Genomic DNA, 17,199 nt, shown 5'->3' on the forward strand with positions numbered 1-17,199 from the left:
GGAAATTCAGCAACAAGTTCTCGATGAGGAGACGGTGTTGTTGGTTTATTCGTTGGGACGCGATCGCAGTTTTTTATGGTTGGTGAGTACAACGGAAGTTAAAAGTTATCAACTCCCAAAACGTTCAGATATTGAAGCGTTAGCAACATCTTTTTTACAAGAAATTCAATCTCTGGCTGTAGTTCCATCTTCGGGTGAAAAGTTGAGTCAAGTTTTATTATCTCCCGTTATCAATCAGTTAGGAAATAAACGGTTAGTTATCGTTGGGGATGGGATTTTACAAACTGTTCCCTTTGCGGCGTTACCGATTTCTAGCCCCGTTTCTCGCCCCCTAAATCCCCCTGCCCCCAAACCCCCAATAATGGGGGCTTTCATAGATGGGGGACTTGTAAAAATGGGAGACTTGGAAAAGATTAATTCCCCCCAAATTTGGGGGGCTAGGGGGGCTATCAACCCTCAGTTAAAGACTTCTCGCCCCCTAAATCCCCCAATTCTGGGGGACTTGGAAAAGATTAATTCCCCCCAAATTTGGGGGGCTAGGGGGGCAACATACACACCGTTAATTGTTCAGCATGAAATTGTGAATTTACCTTCTGCTTCCAGTTTAGCAATTCTCCGAGAACAAGTTCAAGGACGAACACCCGCTCCGAAAAAAGTTGTAGTTATTGCCGACCCTGTTTTTGAAGAAAATGACGCCCGTTTTCAAATTGCATCGTCAACAAAAACCGAAATTAATGATGTTAATCAAATCGTCTTAAGACAATCTCTAGAAAATTTTCTGGGTAAATCTTTTGGTCGTTTACAACACACTCGCCAAGAAGCGGAAGCCATTTTAGCATTAGTTCCCGACAATTTAGAACGACTAGCACTAGATTTTAATGCGAACCGAACAACTGCAACGGATTCTAATTTATCTCAATATCAAATCGTTCATTTTGCCACGCACGGACTGTTGAATGAAAGCCAACCGGAATTATCAGGATTGGTGTTTTCTTTGTACGATGAACAAGGAACAGAAAAAGCAGGATTTTTACAATTAAGTGATATTTTTAATTTAACGCTTTCGGCGGATTTAGTGGTATTAAGTGCGTGTCAAACCGGAGTTGGTCAGGAGATTCGGGGTGAAGGATTGGTGAGTTTAACGAGGGGTTTTATGTATGCAGGGGCTGAACGAGTTGTAGTGAGTTTGTGGGCGGTTGCTGATGATTCAACTTCGGAATTGATGCAAAATTACTATCAAAAAATATTACAAATGGATTCAAATCCGGCTACAGCGATGCGAGAAGTTCAGTTAGAAATGCTTCAATCAGACACAAGAAATGCACCTTTCTTTTGGGCGCCGTTTGTGTTTCAGGGAGAATGGAAAACCGGACTTTCAACTCGGTGATTTATTCCCCTAAATCCCCCTTAAAAAGGGGGACTTTGAAGCGGATATTGTGCTAAACTAATTTATAGGCTATTAGTCTGATCTTTAAACAAAATATTTAAAAATGTCTTTTACTTCTCGTCGTCGTTTCATTGAGTTTGCGGGTTCAACCCTCGCCACCCTCGGACTCAATTCTTTTAATTTACTCCCGAAATTCGACCGTTATGGTAAAGTATTAGCCCAAAATACTCCTCGGAAACTGGCTTTGTTAGTTGGGATAAATCAATATCAAAAAGATCCGTTGAATGGCTGTGTGAATGATGTAATTATGCAGGAAATGTTACTCATTCATCGGTTTGGTTTTAATCCCAAAGATATTTTAATTTTAACGGATAAACAAGCCACCCGTCAAGGAATTTTAGAGGCTTTTGAAGAACATTTAATTAAACAAGCCAAACCCGGAGATGTAGCTGTTTTTCATTACTCAGGACATGGTTCTCGCGTTTTAGATCCTAACCCAATCATTGGTAAAAGTCCAATTGTTGACAGTACGGGTTTAAATGGAACTTTTGTTCCGGTTGATAGTGTACTTCCTGCGGGTTATCCGAATGTTGGGGGCGCGGTTGATGATATTATGGGACATACTTTATTTTTGTTGATGTCTGCAATACAAACCGAAAACTTTACCGCAGTTCTTGATAGTTGTTTTTCGGGAATGAAAACCAGAGATTTTAAAGTTCGTTCACGAGATGGAGGAGAAAAAATAGAGATTTCGTCTCAAGAAAAAGCCTATCAAGAACAATGGCTTTCTCGTTTAGATATGTCCCCAGAGGAGTTTGTACAAGGATATAAAACAGGAGTTGCTAAAGGTGTAGTTTTGGCTTCCGCCCAACCGAGTCAAACGGCTAAGGATGTAAAAATTCTTGATTTTCATGTAGGAATTTTTAGTTATCTATTAACTCAATATCTTTGGCAAAATACGGGAACCCCTGAAAATGCGATTGCTTATACAAATACACAAATTCCGCGAAACTTGTCTCAAAATCCACTATATGAAGTTAAAATAGAGAGTGGATATGAAAATAAACCTCTGTATTTTGTCAACAATAAAACCCCAGTTGCCAATGCGGTGATTACAGAAATTACAGGAAATCAAGCCCAAATTTGGTTAGGAGGGTTAACAGTAAAACAAAAAGCAGAGTTAAAGTCAAGAACTATTTTTAATATTGTGAATTCTCAATCAAATTCGTCTAGAAAAGTGATTCTTCAGTCTCGTAAAGGGTTAGTTGGAATTGCCACCATTGAGGGGAATATTGAAGTCGGAACGTTGTTGTCTTTGTCAGGAGTCAGATAGCCCGGTTGTGGCGAGAACACGATGAGTTTTAGTATTCTATAAATCGGTTTTGATCTCAAAAACCCGATCTCTGAGAAACCGGGTTTTTTAAGATAGAGTGAGATTAAACTTTCGGTTTAGTTAAATTAGCACAATAGCCCTCATCAACCACTTTTGAAGAAATATGAGTCGGTTGAACATCTACACCTTTGGGGAGGGGACGAGAAACGGTATGAAAGCCCACCTGTTTACAAACAACTTGGTTACTGCCGATCGCAGTATAATCCCAAATGTAGACTTGAGGATCATTTGTGGTCGTGTTTGTTGTGGCGTTAGCGGGTGTGAACGTTCCTGAACCCCACAACACTAAAACCAATGCCGTTAAAGCAGCGAACAGGTACTTGAACATGGCGGGTAGTTTATCTCAAAAGTCAGTTAATTAATTACTTTCTATTGTATCTCCTTCGCAGGTTATCACCAGTTTAGATAAATATCAAACATTTATTAAACCAACTTGATTACCATAAATAAAACCCCGTCTGATGGAACGGGGTCAATCTGGGGTGTTTCTCTATGCATCTGTATATAAGATATCAAGGAAGCTCGGTTTACCACAATGTATGAATTACGGATTTTTTTTTGGATATGAAACGCTATCTCCGTGAAAACACGCAGAAATTAGTTGTTTTCTTTTCACAATAGATACATTGAGGCAAAAAATCAGCTTTTCTTAACCTTAAAAACACTAACCGGAGAACCCCCTTATGAAGCTCAAACCCTTTGCAATTGCGGCTCTTTTCCTTACACTCAGTAGTATACTTAGTTGTTCCAGTCAGACCCCGGACACAACCCCCGAAAAATTGACAGAAAATTTTTCAACCTCTAGCCGCATTTGGGACAACGACACCGAACAAGCTTTTCAACAACGCAGCCTCGCCATTCGTCAAAGAGTCGCCTCAGAAGACCTCAGTAGCCTCGATGAGTGGTGGCGACGAGTTAAACTCGGTGATCCTCACAAATACCTGCTTCCGGTTATTCTCGCCCGTCTGAGTCTACCCGAACAATACAACCCCGAAACCCTTTGGCCGTTTTTACGCAGTTTGGATAAAGATCGCCCCGACTTGTACCATTTTCGGGCTATTCACGATATTCGCCTGTTTTTTCTCTTTCGCGATCAACTTCCCCCCGACCTTGTAACCACCTATCGCCAAATGCTAGAAAGCCCCGAAGTGATCGAATGGATGGAACAAGGCACCGAAAATCATATGTTCATGCAACGGGGTTCGGGACTGGCTTTGATGGATGGAAGTGGTTGGCCGAATGGGGCGCCCGGTGTGGCTGCAACCAATGAAGCGTGGATGCGGGCCGAACTGAATAAATTTCTCACCATCGGTCAGGGTGAGTTCCATTCTTCAACATACTACGGTTATGCGATCGCAGGTTTACTGAATATTTATGATTTTGCCAAAACGCCCGAACTCCGACAACTCGCCAAAGCCACTCTCGACTGGTTGGCTGCAAATATGGCGGTTCGTTTGAGTTGGGGAACAGCCGGAGGTGCCGAAAGTCGGGGGTTTGATCGCGGAACTTGGGATAATAGCGAGTTGAGTGCGGTGGCTTGGGTGTGGTGGGGAGACGACCCCCAAACGGCTGACCGTATCCCGCAAAAATACGCCTGGGTTGGGGTTCCGGCGGCGTTGAGTTCCTACCGTCCTCCGACAGAAATGACCGCTTTAGCGAAGAAAGAAGTACAGCTTCCGTTTTTATTGAAAGCCAGTCATCCGAGTTACTATAGTTATCATCAAGATAATCAATTTTGGGAAACGTTTTATATCACCGAAGATTACAGTTTATCCACACTGTTAATTCCGTTTCGTTCTTATCAAGTTCAGGGAACAATTAATGCCCAATATGCAACTTATAAACTCGTTATTCGCGATCCTAAAGGCGTTGATAATGCGGTAGTCAGTTTGGGCGGAACCTATCACAGTCCGATGGCTGCGGGAAATTCTCCCGGCGATCAATTTTTGCAGGAAAAAGGAACGGTTCTCTATCAATTAAGATTGAACGAGCGTGACATTGCAGCTAAGGTTCCAACTCGTTCTCATTTAGTGCTTCCAACTCGCTATGGTGAACCCCAAAGACATAATAATTGGTATATTTGGCAAGTTGAAAATGTTTGGTTGTCCGTACAGGTTTGGGGAGATACGATAGACTGGAAACCGCAAGTTTCAGAAAAATATTCTGAGGATCAAGTTTTAGCTGCAAATGGGGTAAATACCGCTTGGATAACAGAAGTGGTTTCTGTCAATGATGCGCCCAATTTGGAAGCTTTAAAAAAACGTTTAGACCAAACCGAAGTTAATGATCGCCTCTGGACGAATCTAGGTCAATTATCCTACAAATCGGTCACAGGCGATCGCTTAGAAATGATTTACGAACCCAATCGCGGTATTGGACGAGGAACTGTCAATAATCAAGAACGAGTTTTAGGAAATTGGGCGGTGTTAGACAGTCCCTATTTGAAGCAAGAATTATCCAGTGGTGTTTTAGAACTTATTCATCCGCAAGGAAACTGGAAGTTACGCACAACGTTAACAGCACCGCAATGGGAAGAATAAGAGACAATTAGGAGGATAATTCGTCCTAATTATTGTTTGAGAAAAGAGAAGACGAAATGAGAATTTCCAACAACTTCTCCAGAAATCTTACTAGGAGTTAGCAGTCCAGCAAGAACCAGTTTATTGCTATTGAATCCATCCAATTCTAGTGTGATTTCATTTCCTTGTCTAGAGGCTTTTAGACTTCCTTGTTGGAGAATTGTATCTTCCCAAGAATCCTGTTGAGCATTATACTTTGAACCGTGATGTTTCCACGTTCCTTGATAGTTAGAACCGGATTTGGAAGTGACAATAATTTCAACGCTAGTCAGAACATCATCTCCTTGTGCATTGATGTTTCCTTTCCAATTTCCCTGTAAACCGGGAGAGATTCCCAAATTCGTATTAGGTTTAATCTGTGACTGTACAGGAGAGCGTTGAATTTGTCTTCTTTGAACACTTTCAGCTAATCCTGAAGTCGATAAACTCGTTAAGATGAATCCGACTGACAAGGTATTAACGACGGTAAAAACTACGATGGATTTAGGATGAAAAATCATAATTGAGTTCCTTTTTTTTGTGGAGGTTTTTTCTTCTCTACTTTGTGAATAGGAGGAACAATTAGCTTTTATGCAGTTTCATTTTTTTGACAGTCGAGGTAATCGTCATGAGTTTTTCCTTGACTATCCTCTCCTAATTGTGGAATATAGTGATCAGATCACCCGCTTGGTCAAATATTCTGTTCGGTTACTAAATATCTACCTAATTAATCTAATCTTAAATTTAATTTGTTACACTCCTGAGAGTTAGAATAACGGATGTACTCATGAAACTGTGTTCGGATAGCAATATTAATCACGCAACAGCCCATCGAGTTCGCCTGAAAATTCACCAACAAGATACAATAGTTGTTCGGTTTGTCGATTCTCACCAGCGCCCTTTTTCTTGGTCGGCGATCGCCAGAGGGTTGTCAAGTCAAGCTGATTTTCGACAACTCTGGAATCAAACTTGGGCTGATATTCCCTTCGACTTTCTTTGGCAACCTATTCCGATTCACTCTAGTTTTACCACAACTCACCCCTTCTTCGCGGTATTAATTCCGTCTAATTTTTCTCCCGCAAATTCCCAAGCTTATCAAGAATATCTTCAGAAGTTGAAACCCCATGAACAGGTGACAACATTCTCTAATTTATCGGGTGATGCGTTGTTGGTGATACCCAAAGACACAGGAAGTTATGGTCATATTGCTGCTTTTTGTCGCTTGGCTTCTATTGATTTACAACAGGCTTTATGGAAACGGGTTGGAGAAATTGCTCATAAAACGATTGAACAAGGGGGTTCAATATGGTGTAATACGCATGGTCATGGTGTTCCCTGGATGCACATTCGTTTTGATTTGAGTCTGAAGTATCTCACACTTTTATCCGCCAAAAGCATTAACAACCAAACTCAAGCACTTTGGTATAAAACGATTTACCCAGTCTATAATGAACCAAATACTTCAACTCCGGGTTTATATAGATCCCAAACCGATTATCTATTAAAGTGACTCAACACAAAATCCTCAGAGAGTTGAGTCAACTGAGGATTTAATCTACAAAATTAGATCCCAAAAGTGAACAGTATTTTATTACTGTTTTTTCTTTTTGATTAGAGAACTTGCACCTCCAGCACCTAATACAAACAAAGTATAGATAAAAGACGGTTCAAGAATAGTCGGATTTCTCAAGACTAATTGGTTTGGAAAACGGGTTGTTTATTATTTGAAAATTGCACTATTGACGAGATTTTGTGTAGCTTCAAGACTCAGTTGAGGGTGAGTCCAAACAACGATACAGCGTTCGCCACTGTTGAGGAATTCCATATCATTATCTTTACCAGGACGGCCTAGTGCTTCTATCATTAACCGTGATAAAATACAGGGGCTATCAACACCTTCAAAAATAACTTTTGTGACGAGGACTGCTTCACTATTGGTTAGATTTTCGTCTGAGTTAGTCATGTATTCTTGTTCAATAGATTCAACTCTCATCCTTATGCAAGCTCCCGATTAACTTAATTATGAATTCTGACATTTTAATTCCCTATCTTACACTATTATGATCGCAGAATTAAAAATAAGCTTTTCCCAATCTAGCCGCCCAGTTCCCCATTGATTTTATTATTATTCAAGTTCAAGTTCTATTTCAAATAAGCGACTTAACATCATTTCTAGCATTTCTTCAGCATTTTCAGGACGACTGGGGCCTTTTACAAACTCTTTAATCGTGATTTTTTTGTCTCGAAAGTCCCGGACAAAATTATAGATATTTTCTATTGCTTTGACTTTAGATTCTAATTCTAAAACAATTTCAGCAACGGCATCAACTCCCTGTTTTTGACAAGCACGATAATCTTTGACCAGTTCACCTTCGGGCGTATTTCGAGCAATACGGAGTTCTTTTTTGAGGTTTTCGTACTGGTTTTTGAGAAGTTTATTGTCTTTTTCCCGTCGAAGACAAAGCCTTTCAATTTCAGATTTGGTGCTGCTACTTGAGTCAATTTCTTCTTGAAGATGGTGTTGTTTTTCGATTTCAAGCAGTCGAGCAATATCCCCTTCTTGATAAGCACGGTTAATTTCTTTCATTACCTCATTATGGTACATTTGTGTTTCGGCATCTGTGACTTTATCTGGATGAAAAAGAGAAGCTAATTTTAGAAATGTTTGTCGAATTTGTTGAGATTCAGGGGATTTTGTTTGAGATTCTGTAAAAGAATTATCTTCATCAAATTGATTAAAGTTGTGGGTATTATTATTAAAGAAGTTTTCTCCAGCTTCAGTATTCCCTCGCTCTGATGAGGAATCGTTGAAAAAAGTATCAAATTCATCATCTTCATCTAATTGAGGACTGATTAATCCGATTAATTGGAGAGAATGATAAACATTGAGAATATCTTGTTTGCTCTTTTTTCCCAATTTTCGATTGGTTAATATTTCTTCAAATAAATTATGAATTTTAGTATCCAGTTGATTTTGTTTTTGATAGAGAGGGGAAGCTTGGCTAAAAATTCGAGTCGCAATGGTACGTATCTGATCTAAGAAGTTTTTGAGTTCAGTGCGTTTTCGTTTAATCTGTTTAAGAAGCCATTGATGTTCTTCTTCGAGAAGGCGATGACGTTCGTGAAAACTGGAAAGTCCTAAGGATGTAGTTGACTCGGTGGGTGTAGATGAAGTTTGTTTTTGAGAACGAGACATATAAACAGGAGATAATGAGATCGTATTTATTGTAAAGGGAATATCTGTCAATTCGTCAATAATTTTCAGGTTATTCAGGTTGTTCGGGCTGAAGGTAGTAGAGGTGTTGAAGAAGATTAATATGATATAACGCTTCGCTTTATTGACTGTTCCACTCAACTTTTACGGGTTTGATCTCTTGTTTGTTGTATGCGATTAGGCTGGCTCTGACCTGACCATTCTCCCAACTTATCCCTGTGATATGATATTTGTAGACTTCTCCGTATTGGGCTTGGGCTATTTCCACGGCTTTAACTCCTGTTTCGCCGACACGAATGAAGTGCATCATGCCAGTAATCACCGCTACAAATACGACCCCCAGGATGAATGCTAGCTTCGGAGTTGAGGCGGAATAACCAGATTTTACGGTAGCCCTAACGACAGCTGTAGTCCGCAGTTGAGTATAAACCCAGAACAAAAGGACGATTTCTGCAATTTTATACAAAAGTGACAGGGAAAAACTCACTGAATCAAGGCGAAATTCAGTTGCCCAAAGTTCTGCGGGTCTTAAGGGAAGTAATATCAATAAAGAGGTGACGAAATAGGAGAGCAATAAGGCACTGCCCCAGGTAACGAGAGGAACGGCACGCAGGTTTCCACAGAGGAACAATACACCAATTGCGATTAAGTAAAAAAAGCTAGATGAATAGCTTCGGCTTTCTGGGGGAATGACTTGGAAAAAATACACGATATCAAGAATTCCGACTATGATCAGTACAATACCGACTCGCTTCAAAATGGCGCGATAATTATTCATTTTTTTCAGGGCTAATGAATGAGCATTATTGACATAAACATATCTCTAAGTGGGTTAACCCCATGCACAGTTTTATTGATTAAATTTTCAATCCTCGTTGGAAGTCAACCCCAATTATGACTAAAGGGGGAGAGTGAAATCTCCCCAAGCCAAGTAGACTTAGATTTGGAGATAATTGTTGATTCAATCATTCATGGAAGATAACTTATTCGATAAAACGTTTCGAGATAGCGAGGGCAATATTGTTATTGCTCAACCCCCCAATTTACCGCTTATCGTCGGGATTATAACCACTGTACTCAAATTAATTGTTCCTGGTGGCAATCTCCATACAGGTCTAGACGCAATCGCTTTTGGTTCTTTGTTTACTTGGGCGTGGCAAGAGTTATTCGATGGTGTTAACTACTTTCGTCAGTCGCTGGGTTTACTGGGGCTAATTAGCTTAATTGCTTTGAGGTTTTAGAGTAACTTTTGATTATCCTCAAATTCAGATAGACATTGATTGTCAATGGAATTCGTGAGGAATTTACGATATATTTTTACTCTAAAAACTCATAAATTAAAGGGGTGAAGGCTATCAATAAAACCCTCACCCCAAATACTATTAACTCACTAGAATCTTAATGCGATCAAAACCTTCTAACCTTAACAATTAGTAGGTTTCAACGTGCCAACGGTGGTCTTTCTTCAGTTGCTTCTGGAATTCACTCCAGTCAGCACCAAACTTACTTGCGGCGGCGGACATTCCTTCGTCAATCCCGCCTTCCATACCTTTCAAACCACAAATGTAGGTGTGGGTGTTGGGTTTTTGATTCAACTGCCACAACTCATCAGCATTTTCTTGAATCCGATGCTGAATATACATTTTGCCACCGTCTTTATTCTTTTGTTCACGACTAACGGCATAAGTTACGCGGAAATTGTCAGGAAATTGACGTTGTAACTCTTCAAGCTCTTCTTTGTAGAGAATATTGGGAGTGTAGGCGCAACCAAAAAATAGCCAAGCCAGACCTTTGAACTGATAATCAGGGTTTTGTTCTCTTTCCTTAAACATCCGCCAGATGAAAGCGCGGAAAGGAGCAATTCCTGTCCCTGTTGCCATCATAATGATTGTGGCATCTTCATCATCCGGTAACAGCATTTCCTTACCAACAGGCCCGGTAATGCTTACATCATCTCCTTCTTTGATGTTGCAGAGGAAGGAAGAGCAAACCCCATAGACCGTATCACCCGTTTCAGGATGCTTATATTCGAGTTGGCGTACACACAAAGACACTGTTTTCTCATCAAGATTATCGCCGTGGCGAGTTGAAGCAATGGAATAAAGCCTCAGCTTATGAGGTTTGCCATTCGCATCTGTGCCTGGAGGGATAATCCCAATACTTTGACCTTCAAGGTAACGCAAATCGCCACCAGAAAGATCAAAAGTGAGGTGACGAACAGTCCCTTCTCCACCCTCTTGAACTAATTCTTTACTAGACAGACATTTGCCAGTAAAGGGAGTCTTAGGCTTGTAGATATTGATAGGAACGTCAGTATGAGCTTTAGCTTGCGTCATGGGCTTCTTCTGTTCTCCAGACTGTTGACTTTGTAGTCCATTTCCTGATGTAGCGCTGCTTTGGGCTGAGGGATTGCCGTTACAGGGACGAATATTAACAATCCGACCACCCAAACGAGAAATGCGACGCATTTCCTGATTCATCCGTTCATAAGGCACGGTAATAGATACTCTGCCACTGCGACGAATCGGATAAGTGAATTTGTCGGAATCACCCCCTTGACGCATTCCCTCCACTTCAAACACGAAGACCCGACTATTTGCCCCTGTCTTCGTTGCTACACCAGATCCACTAGGACTATACATCGATAAATTTCTCCCTTACAATACCGAGCGATTCACCCGCAGAATGTGACATATAGATCACTTTAAGCCATTCTTAAGGTGTTATTCTTCCAGCAAATATTACGTCTCTGCCTTGATGAGTTTAACTGCTCATTCAGACAAGAGTTGCTTTTTTTGTTAGGCTTTTCACTATTTTACAATCTAAAGTCAGAAGTTCACGGCTAAGGACAATTGTTGAATTGCCCCGACTGTTTACTGATAAACTCGTCCTCGCCATTGAGTCGGCTTACGATTGGCAGAAACAAACAACCGCACCACTGCTAACGGATCAGCCAACGGAGATAACCAAAATATCCATTTTCCCTGAGCAACAGACAAATCGTAAGCTGAAGTGATCGCACCACATAAAGCAAACCGAACCGTTAGCCAAAATAAATTTAAACCCAGTAAAATCAACACTAAGGGATTAGATAAAGGCAAAAATCTCCAACATCCCAGACTCAACACCAAAATTGGTAAAGGTAAACCCTGAATGGCTAATAATACCCCTAAATCTCCCCACAGTTGCGCCACGGAAGAAGCATCCTTGAGATCTAGCGATCGCCCCCATCCGGACCAGGTATCGCGGAAACCATCGTACATTCGCACTTTCAGTAAATTCGCCCCATCGAGAAACCCGACTTTAAACCCTCTCGCGGCGATATGACGAGCTAAAGTCACATCATCGCAAAAAGAACCCTTTGCACTGGTATATCCGTTCATGGCTTCGAGAACCGAACGCCGACAGAGAAAACATTGACCATTCGCCATCACTCGTTCCGGGCTTGTGGGGTGAGTATCCGGTGGCCCAAAACGATAAATCAACGTGATTAACAGTGCAGGTTGTAACCACAATTCTCCCGGATATTTTAAAATAAACCGACAAGACAGAGAAATCAAATCATAGCCTTGTGCGATCGCCGTTTTCACCAGAGTTGCAGCTAAAGCCGGACTCGGTTGAGTATCCGCATCAACCCCCAACACCCACTCACTTTTTGGGGAACTGTGCAGAAAACCCGTATGTAAAGCCCAAGGCCGTCCAACCCAATCCGCAGGCAATGGATCATCGGTGATCAGGCGAAATCGAGGATCGCGTTGAGCTTTCGTCTGCACCATTTCACCAGTGCCATCCGTTGAATGACTATCAACAACCAAAATTTCCCGTACTTCATAGCTTTGCCGACTCAACCCTGATAAACAAGGAGAAATTCGTGCAGCTTCGTTTAAAGTCGGAACAACAACACTCACCGTTCCCAATAAATCAGGAGTTGGCAAATGAGGTTGCAGCGGAAAATTACGGTTGAGAGCCTTAAATAGACGAGAAAGAACAATCGCCGTAGCCGGAATTTGTACAATCAAGATCAGCAAAGTTAAAGCACCGATCCAGACTGGCAAGAAGTAATTGGTCATTGAAAATTGATTGCGTCCGTTAACGAGGCACAAGGATGCTTGCAAATTTAGCATAGAAGGGGACAGGCTTACGTCTAACGACACGCTTGGCGAAGGGAAAAACGAGGCCTGAAAAAGAACTCGCTTTGTGTCCCGCTTCGCTATCGATATAGGGACGATTGATTCGTTCCATGTCCCCTAAATAGAATCAACTCTAGCGGGTATAAAGGTCTATTTTGCTAAAATCTCAGCCGGAGTATGAGGAACTTCTGAGCGAGGCAAATCTACAGAAGCTGGAGTGCTTTGCAAATCTTCAACCGTTGCTAATGTGGGTTTAGCGGTCCACCAAAAGATCAAGACGGGGATCACACCCAACGCTACACTCAGACTAACCGGGAACAAGAACCGTGCATCGAGGGAAACAACTGTAATTGTTGCTCCGAAAATGAAGTTCGTCAAATAGACAATCACGGGTAAAGTCAATTGATGACGAGATAATACCACAGGTATCCGTCTCCACAAGAAAGCACCAACACTCATAAATAGCGCAGCCGTTCCCATCCATCCCAAGAGGTTACGATAAGGCATCCCAAAGAATTCACCGACTTCTTGGAACTCCCAAAATTTTACAGGAGCTTGACTCATTGCTGGATCAAGAACTAAATCCCAAGCTGTTAATAAGATAGCCGCCATTGCTAAAGCCGCCCAGTGACGGAACCAACTTGAACCAACAATCACTTTTAAACCTGCACGGGCTAAGAGATAACAAGTTAGTCCCATGTAAAACCAGGACAGGGGAATGGTAAACGGAACTAAGCCGCCAATCTTGTAACCTAAACCACTGAGATATTGATAGTGACCAAAGGGAAATCCGGTGCTGGTGCCGAGTAATTCACTGCCCAAGGATAAGAATACAGCCGGGAGCATAAATGTTGCTGTCGCCCACCATCCGAGAGTACGGTAAGCGTAAAGAGTAACAGCAATTGCACCAAAGACGATGTAGGCGACTCCACCTCCTGCCATACTCCACCCAAAAGCCGCCTGTCCGAAAGAGGGTAAGTTCGCAATGATTTGGGGATTGGGCAAAATGATTAATAGTCCTGCCAAGCCAAATAGAGTTGAGATCACGTGGATAGTCAGAAAAAAACGTTCAGCAATTACAAGTTGCTTCATGGAACTCCTCAAAAGACTGTAAAATTTCAATGTCGTTCTTTAATAGTTTACAAATCTTTAACAAAATTAAATTAATCCGACAATCGCCTGTTTGCTCTCTGTGGGGAGCAGAATTAGATGCCAACTGAAGCTTTTTGCTTGATTTGACTTGATTTTCATCCTTTTCTTCTGCCCATTTTTTTGGGAGTAAGCTAGCAGTTAGATAAAATTTAATAATGATTTTATAGATTTAATTAAAGAAAAGTTATTTAATGCCGATCAATGATCTAGACAAAGTGACTAACTTGTGATAAGTATCTGGATTTGAGAGGCAGGTTAACGAATCCACTAAAATAAGTGGAGTTAAATTGGGCAGGAGGAGTCATGGCAAGTTTACTGATAGTCATTGTAACGTTACTGGCAATTGTCGCCATCGGGGGATTAGCAATAGAGCTGCGATATCGTCGAATGCCTGGAAATGACCTAGAACTCACATCCGGTCAGTGGGATCTCGCCATCTCTCAACCGAATCATTACCTGCTCATTGGTCAAATGGAGTTCCGCAACCGCACTCAGGGATTTGAAATCATGGTACCTGAAATCAAAGCCGAAGTACAACTCCTGAGTGAAGCGAGTTTAGACCAGATTGAGTTAACCCCTCGGATTATTCCGATGCACCCGGATGCACCTGCAAGAGTCGATAACTATTGGTTTGCCTACATTGTCAAACGCAAACCCACTCAAATCAAAGTTTCAATCGAAATCAAAGGCGAAAATCTCGACAGCCTCCAGTCCGCTTGGGTCAAAATTCACTACATCACCTATGGCCCAGATGGACGGATTCCGAAAACTCGCCACGTGGTCATCCCCTTACAATATCCTGATCCTCAAATTCCCTCAACTCCCCGCCACACAGAATTAGCAACCGTCTATCCGATTCGCACGCATCTCCTGACTCACCTCGATGATCCCGTAGAGATCGTGAAACGATACATTCTCCCTCATGCTCAACCCGGAGATGTGATTACAATGGGAGAAACACCCTTAGCTCTAATTCAAGGCCGATTCCGTCATCCGAGCGAAATTCAACCCGGATGGGTTGCCAAGCGGGTTTGTCAGTTCTTTCTGCCCACTTCGAGTTTAGCAACCGCCTGTGGGATGCAAACCTTAGTCGATTTAGTCGGGCCAACGCGCGTTTTATTAGCCTTTGTCGGGGGAGCGATCGCTAAAATACTGGGTCAACCGGGACTGTTCTATACCCTCGCAGGGGAACAAGCCCGTTTAATCGATGATGTCACGGGAACTTTACCCCCCTATGACCAATTTATTGTCTTAGGGCCAGAAAATCCTCAACAAGTCGTTGATCGCATTCAACAAGAAACCAATCTGGCAGCAGCAATTGTAGATGTCAACGATCTCAAAGCCGTTAAAATATTAGCGCATACCGCCGATCTTTCCACGAAAATTCTAGAACAAGCCTTAAGAAGTAATCCCGCCGGAAATGCTGATGAGCGAACGCCATTAGTTCTCATCCGTCCTCTCTCCCCCGGCGATCAATAATGTTGTCACTCAATTCTCAAGGAATTGTTGGGGCAGTTAAATCCAATTGTGGAAAGATTTAGCGTAATCAAGCGTCAGTCCGCTGTTGGATGATGAATAGCAAGACAAAATCAAACCTATGACTTTATTCCTATCCCAAAACCAAAACCAAGTGAATATCCGTCCCTTTCAATATCGTGACCTGGATCAAATCGAGCGGTTGTGTCAGCAGACCTTATCGGATACGGTCAGCGATCAAGAAACTGAGGGTTTTAGTCATGTGGCTCAAGATCTTCAAAAGCTACGTCGTTGGTACGGATTCCTGAAATTTTTAAGCTGGTTTCCTAATCCTTGTCAACATCTATTTAATATTCTCGTCGCTGAACAAGACGATCAAGTTCGCGGAATGATTAAAGTCTCACCATTTAATCTTACCCGGAGTACCTGGCGAGTCAATCAAGTTGCCGTCTCTCCAGAAGGAGATCTCAAAAGTGTGGGATCGCAACTACTCCGCCATTGCTTTGAAAGTATTTGGGAAGCCCGCAATTGGCTCGTTGAAGTTGACATTAATGATAAGGCGAATATTGCCCTCTATCGTCAAAACGGATTCCAACGTCTGGCTCAAATTACCTATTGGTCAGTCGAACCCGAACTCCTACAACAATTGGCGGTTGCTCAACCTGATCTTCCCAACCTACTCCCGGTGAGTAATGCCGATGCTCAACTACTGTATCAACTCGATACGGCATCCATGCACCCGTTTGTTCGACAGGTTTTTGATCGCCATATTAGCGATTTTAAATCCAGCGTGATTAAAGCGGTGATAGATGGATTTAAGCAATGGTTCAACCATACCGAACACATTAGTGCTTATGTCTTCGAGCCGCAACGTAAAGCGGCAATTGGTTATTTCCAAGTGCAACTGTCGCGAGATGGTCGTCAACCCCATTTTGCTGAGTTAACCGTCAATCCGTCTTATACTTGGCTGTATCCCGAACTCTTGGCTCAAATTGCTCATCTGACGCAAGATTTTCCGACCCAATCTCTGCGAGTCAGTTCAGCGGACTATTTACCCGAACGAGAAGCCTATTTTGAGAAAATGGGAGCGACTCGCATTGAACACAGCTTGTTGATGTCTCGTTCAGTTTGGCATAAAGTTCGGGAGTCGAAGCTGTCATTAGAAGGGTTGCAATTGTCAGATGTTCTGCAAAGTTTGCAACCAGCTCGTAAACCGATACCAAGTCGTATATCCTGGTTAGGGCCAATGAATAATCATCCTCGCTCTAAGCGAAATTCTCAGGTTTCAGACACTCTCAGCGGACAATCAAACGCGATGTCTGAGCAACCTGAGTTGGAGAGTCAAAATAAACCGACTGATCGACCGTCAGAAAATCAGCATGAAGGATAATGAGTGAAAACTCCTCACCCCAATTTGTTTCCGCCCTGGGACTCGATATTGGTCAGAAACGGATTGGGGTTGCTGGCTGCGACGGTCTGGGTTTGTTTGCGACGGGTTTAATGACTTTAAAACGCAGTGCTTTTGAACGGGATGTTGCTCAACTGCGAGAGCTGGTAGAAGATAGACGAGTACAGGTTCTTGTCGTGGGTTTACCCTATTCGATGAATGGAACTATCGGGTTTCAAGCCAAAAAAGTCCAAAAATACGCGACAGGACTGGCGAAGGCTCTAGACTTACCCCTAGAATATGTCGATGAACGCCTCACTTCGTTTCAAGCTGAACAGATGCTCCGAGATGCTCATATTTCTCCCTCACGCAACAAAGGGTTAATCGATCGCAAAGCAGCAGCTATAATCTTACAGCAATGGTTAGATCAACGACGGGGACAGCAACTTTAATGGAGCAAACAACCGTCAGTTGCGAAAAATGCCTCTGAACGCGGATAACT

Annotated in this window: 16 protein-coding genes; 8 read left to right on the forward strand and 8 right to left on the reverse strand. The window is 42.2% G+C overall.

Going from position 1 to position 17,199, the window contains the following annotated elements:
- The coding region (locus tag L8106_RS33395; protein ID WP_009782575.1) for a CHAT domain-containing protein at positions 1–1,387 on the forward strand (1,387 nt) is incomplete at its 5' end.
- Between the two features lie 103 nt (positions 1,388–1,490).
- Positions 1,491–2,720: a caspase family protein gene (locus L8106_RS02390; RefSeq protein WP_009782576.1), complete on the forward strand. Its 1,230-nt coding sequence runs from the start codon at positions 1,491–1,493 to the stop codon at positions 2,718–2,720.
- A gap of 103 nt (positions 2,721–2,823) precedes the next feature.
- Here the strand turns inward: L8106_RS02390 and L8106_RS02395 are convergent, their stop codons facing one another.
- Entirely contained in the window at positions 2,824–3,108 is a 285-nt protein-coding gene (locus L8106_RS02395; RefSeq protein ID WP_009782577.1) for a hypothetical protein, read from the reverse strand.
- Positions 3,109–3,463: 355 nt separating this feature from the next.
- Here L8106_RS02395 and L8106_RS02400 point away from each other — a divergent pair, with 355 nt between their 5' ends.
- Positions 3,464–5,320, forward strand: coding sequence for a hypothetical protein (locus L8106_RS02400; protein ID WP_009782578.1), 1,857 nt, complete (start codon positions 3,464–3,466; stop codon positions 5,318–5,320).
- Between the two features lie 29 nt (positions 5,321–5,349).
- Here the strand turns inward: L8106_RS02400 and L8106_RS02405 are convergent, their stop codons facing one another.
- Positions 5,350–5,859: a hypothetical protein gene (locus L8106_RS02405; RefSeq protein ID WP_009782579.1), complete on the reverse strand. Its 510-nt coding sequence runs from the start codon at positions 5,857–5,859 to the stop codon at positions 5,350–5,352.
- Positions 5,860–6,125: 266 nt separating this feature from the next.
- Here L8106_RS02405 and L8106_RS02415 point away from each other — a divergent pair, with 266 nt between their 5' ends.
- Positions 6,126–6,848, forward strand: coding sequence for a DUF6940 family protein (locus L8106_RS02415; RefSeq protein ID WP_009782581.1), 723 nt, complete (start codon positions 6,126–6,128; stop codon positions 6,846–6,848).
- Positions 6,849–7,058: 210 nt separating this feature from the next.
- Here the strand turns inward: L8106_RS02415 and L8106_RS02420 are convergent, their stop codons facing one another.
- From L8106_RS02420 to L8106_RS02430, 3 genes are all read right to left on the reverse strand, one after another.
- Complete coding sequence (locus tag L8106_RS02420; RefSeq protein ID WP_009782582.1) at positions 7,059–7,331, reverse strand: hypothetical protein; 273 nt, start codon at positions 7,329–7,331, stop codon at positions 7,059–7,061.
- A 132-nt stretch (positions 7,332–7,463) separates the two neighbouring features.
- Positions 7,464–8,534 carry a J domain-containing protein gene (locus L8106_RS02425; RefSeq protein WP_009782583.1) on the reverse strand — a complete coding sequence of 357 codons (1,071 nt, stop codon included), beginning with the start codon at positions 8,532–8,534 and terminating at the stop codon, positions 7,464–7,466.
- 139 nt (positions 8,535–8,673) lie between these two features.
- Complete coding sequence (locus L8106_RS02430) at positions 8,674–9,330, reverse strand: hypothetical protein (protein WP_009782584.1); 657 nt, start codon at positions 9,328–9,330, stop codon at positions 8,674–8,676.
- 193 nt (positions 9,331–9,523) lie between these two features.
- Here L8106_RS02430 and L8106_RS02435 point away from each other — a divergent pair, with 193 nt between their 5' ends.
- On the forward strand, positions 9,524–9,793 hold the full coding sequence (locus L8106_RS02435) for a hypothetical protein (RefSeq protein WP_009782585.1): 270 nt from the start codon (positions 9,524–9,526) through the stop codon (positions 9,791–9,793).
- A 189-nt stretch (positions 9,794–9,982) separates the two neighbouring features.
- Here the strand turns inward: L8106_RS02435 and petH are convergent, their stop codons facing one another.
- The 3 genes from petH to cruF form a co-directional block, all read right to left on the reverse strand.
- The gene (gene petH / locus L8106_RS02440; RefSeq protein WP_009782586.1) at positions 9,983–11,194 is read right to left on the reverse strand and encodes a ferredoxin--NADP reductase; all 1,212 of its coding nucleotides are present in this window, start codon (positions 11,192–11,194) and stop codon (positions 9,983–9,985) included.
- Positions 11,195–11,425: 231 nt separating this feature from the next.
- A complete protein-coding gene (gene cruG, locus L8106_RS02445; RefSeq protein ID WP_009782587.1) occupies positions 11,426–12,622 on the reverse strand; it encodes a 2'-O-glycosyltransferase CruG in 1,197 nt (398 codons plus the stop codon).
- A 210-nt stretch (positions 12,623–12,832) separates the two neighbouring features.
- Complete coding sequence (gene cruF / locus L8106_RS02450; RefSeq protein WP_009782588.1) at positions 12,833–13,774, reverse strand: gamma-carotene 1'-hydroxylase CruF; 942 nt, start codon at positions 13,772–13,774, stop codon at positions 12,833–12,835.
- A 363-nt stretch (positions 13,775–14,137) separates the two neighbouring features.
- Between cruF and L8106_RS02455 the strand changes: the two genes are divergently transcribed.
- The 3 genes from L8106_RS02455 (at position 14,138) to ruvX (ending at position 17,149) form a co-directional block, all read left to right on the forward strand.
- Complete coding sequence (locus tag L8106_RS02455) at positions 14,138–15,313, forward strand: F420-0--gamma-glutamyl ligase (RefSeq protein ID WP_039895402.1); 1,176 nt, start codon at positions 14,138–14,140, stop codon at positions 15,311–15,313.
- Between the two features lie 118 nt (positions 15,314–15,431).
- Positions 15,432–16,700 carry a GNAT family N-acetyltransferase gene (locus L8106_RS02460; protein ID WP_009782590.1) on the forward strand — a complete coding sequence of 423 codons (1,269 nt, stop codon included), beginning with the start codon at positions 15,432–15,434 and terminating at the stop codon, positions 16,698–16,700.
- Complete coding sequence (gene ruvX / locus L8106_RS02465; protein ID WP_009782591.1) at positions 16,700–17,149, forward strand: Holliday junction resolvase RuvX; 450 nt, start codon at positions 16,700–16,702, stop codon at positions 17,147–17,149. The genes L8106_RS02460 and ruvX overlap by 1 nt, the downstream gene beginning before the upstream one ends.
- Positions 17,150–17,199: the final 50 nt, after the last annotated feature.

The organism is Lyngbya sp. PCC 8106 (assembly GCF_000169095.1).
In the GTDB taxonomy this organism is placed as follows: Bacteria; Cyanobacteriota; Cyanobacteriia; order Cyanobacteriales; family Microcoleaceae; genus Capilliphycus.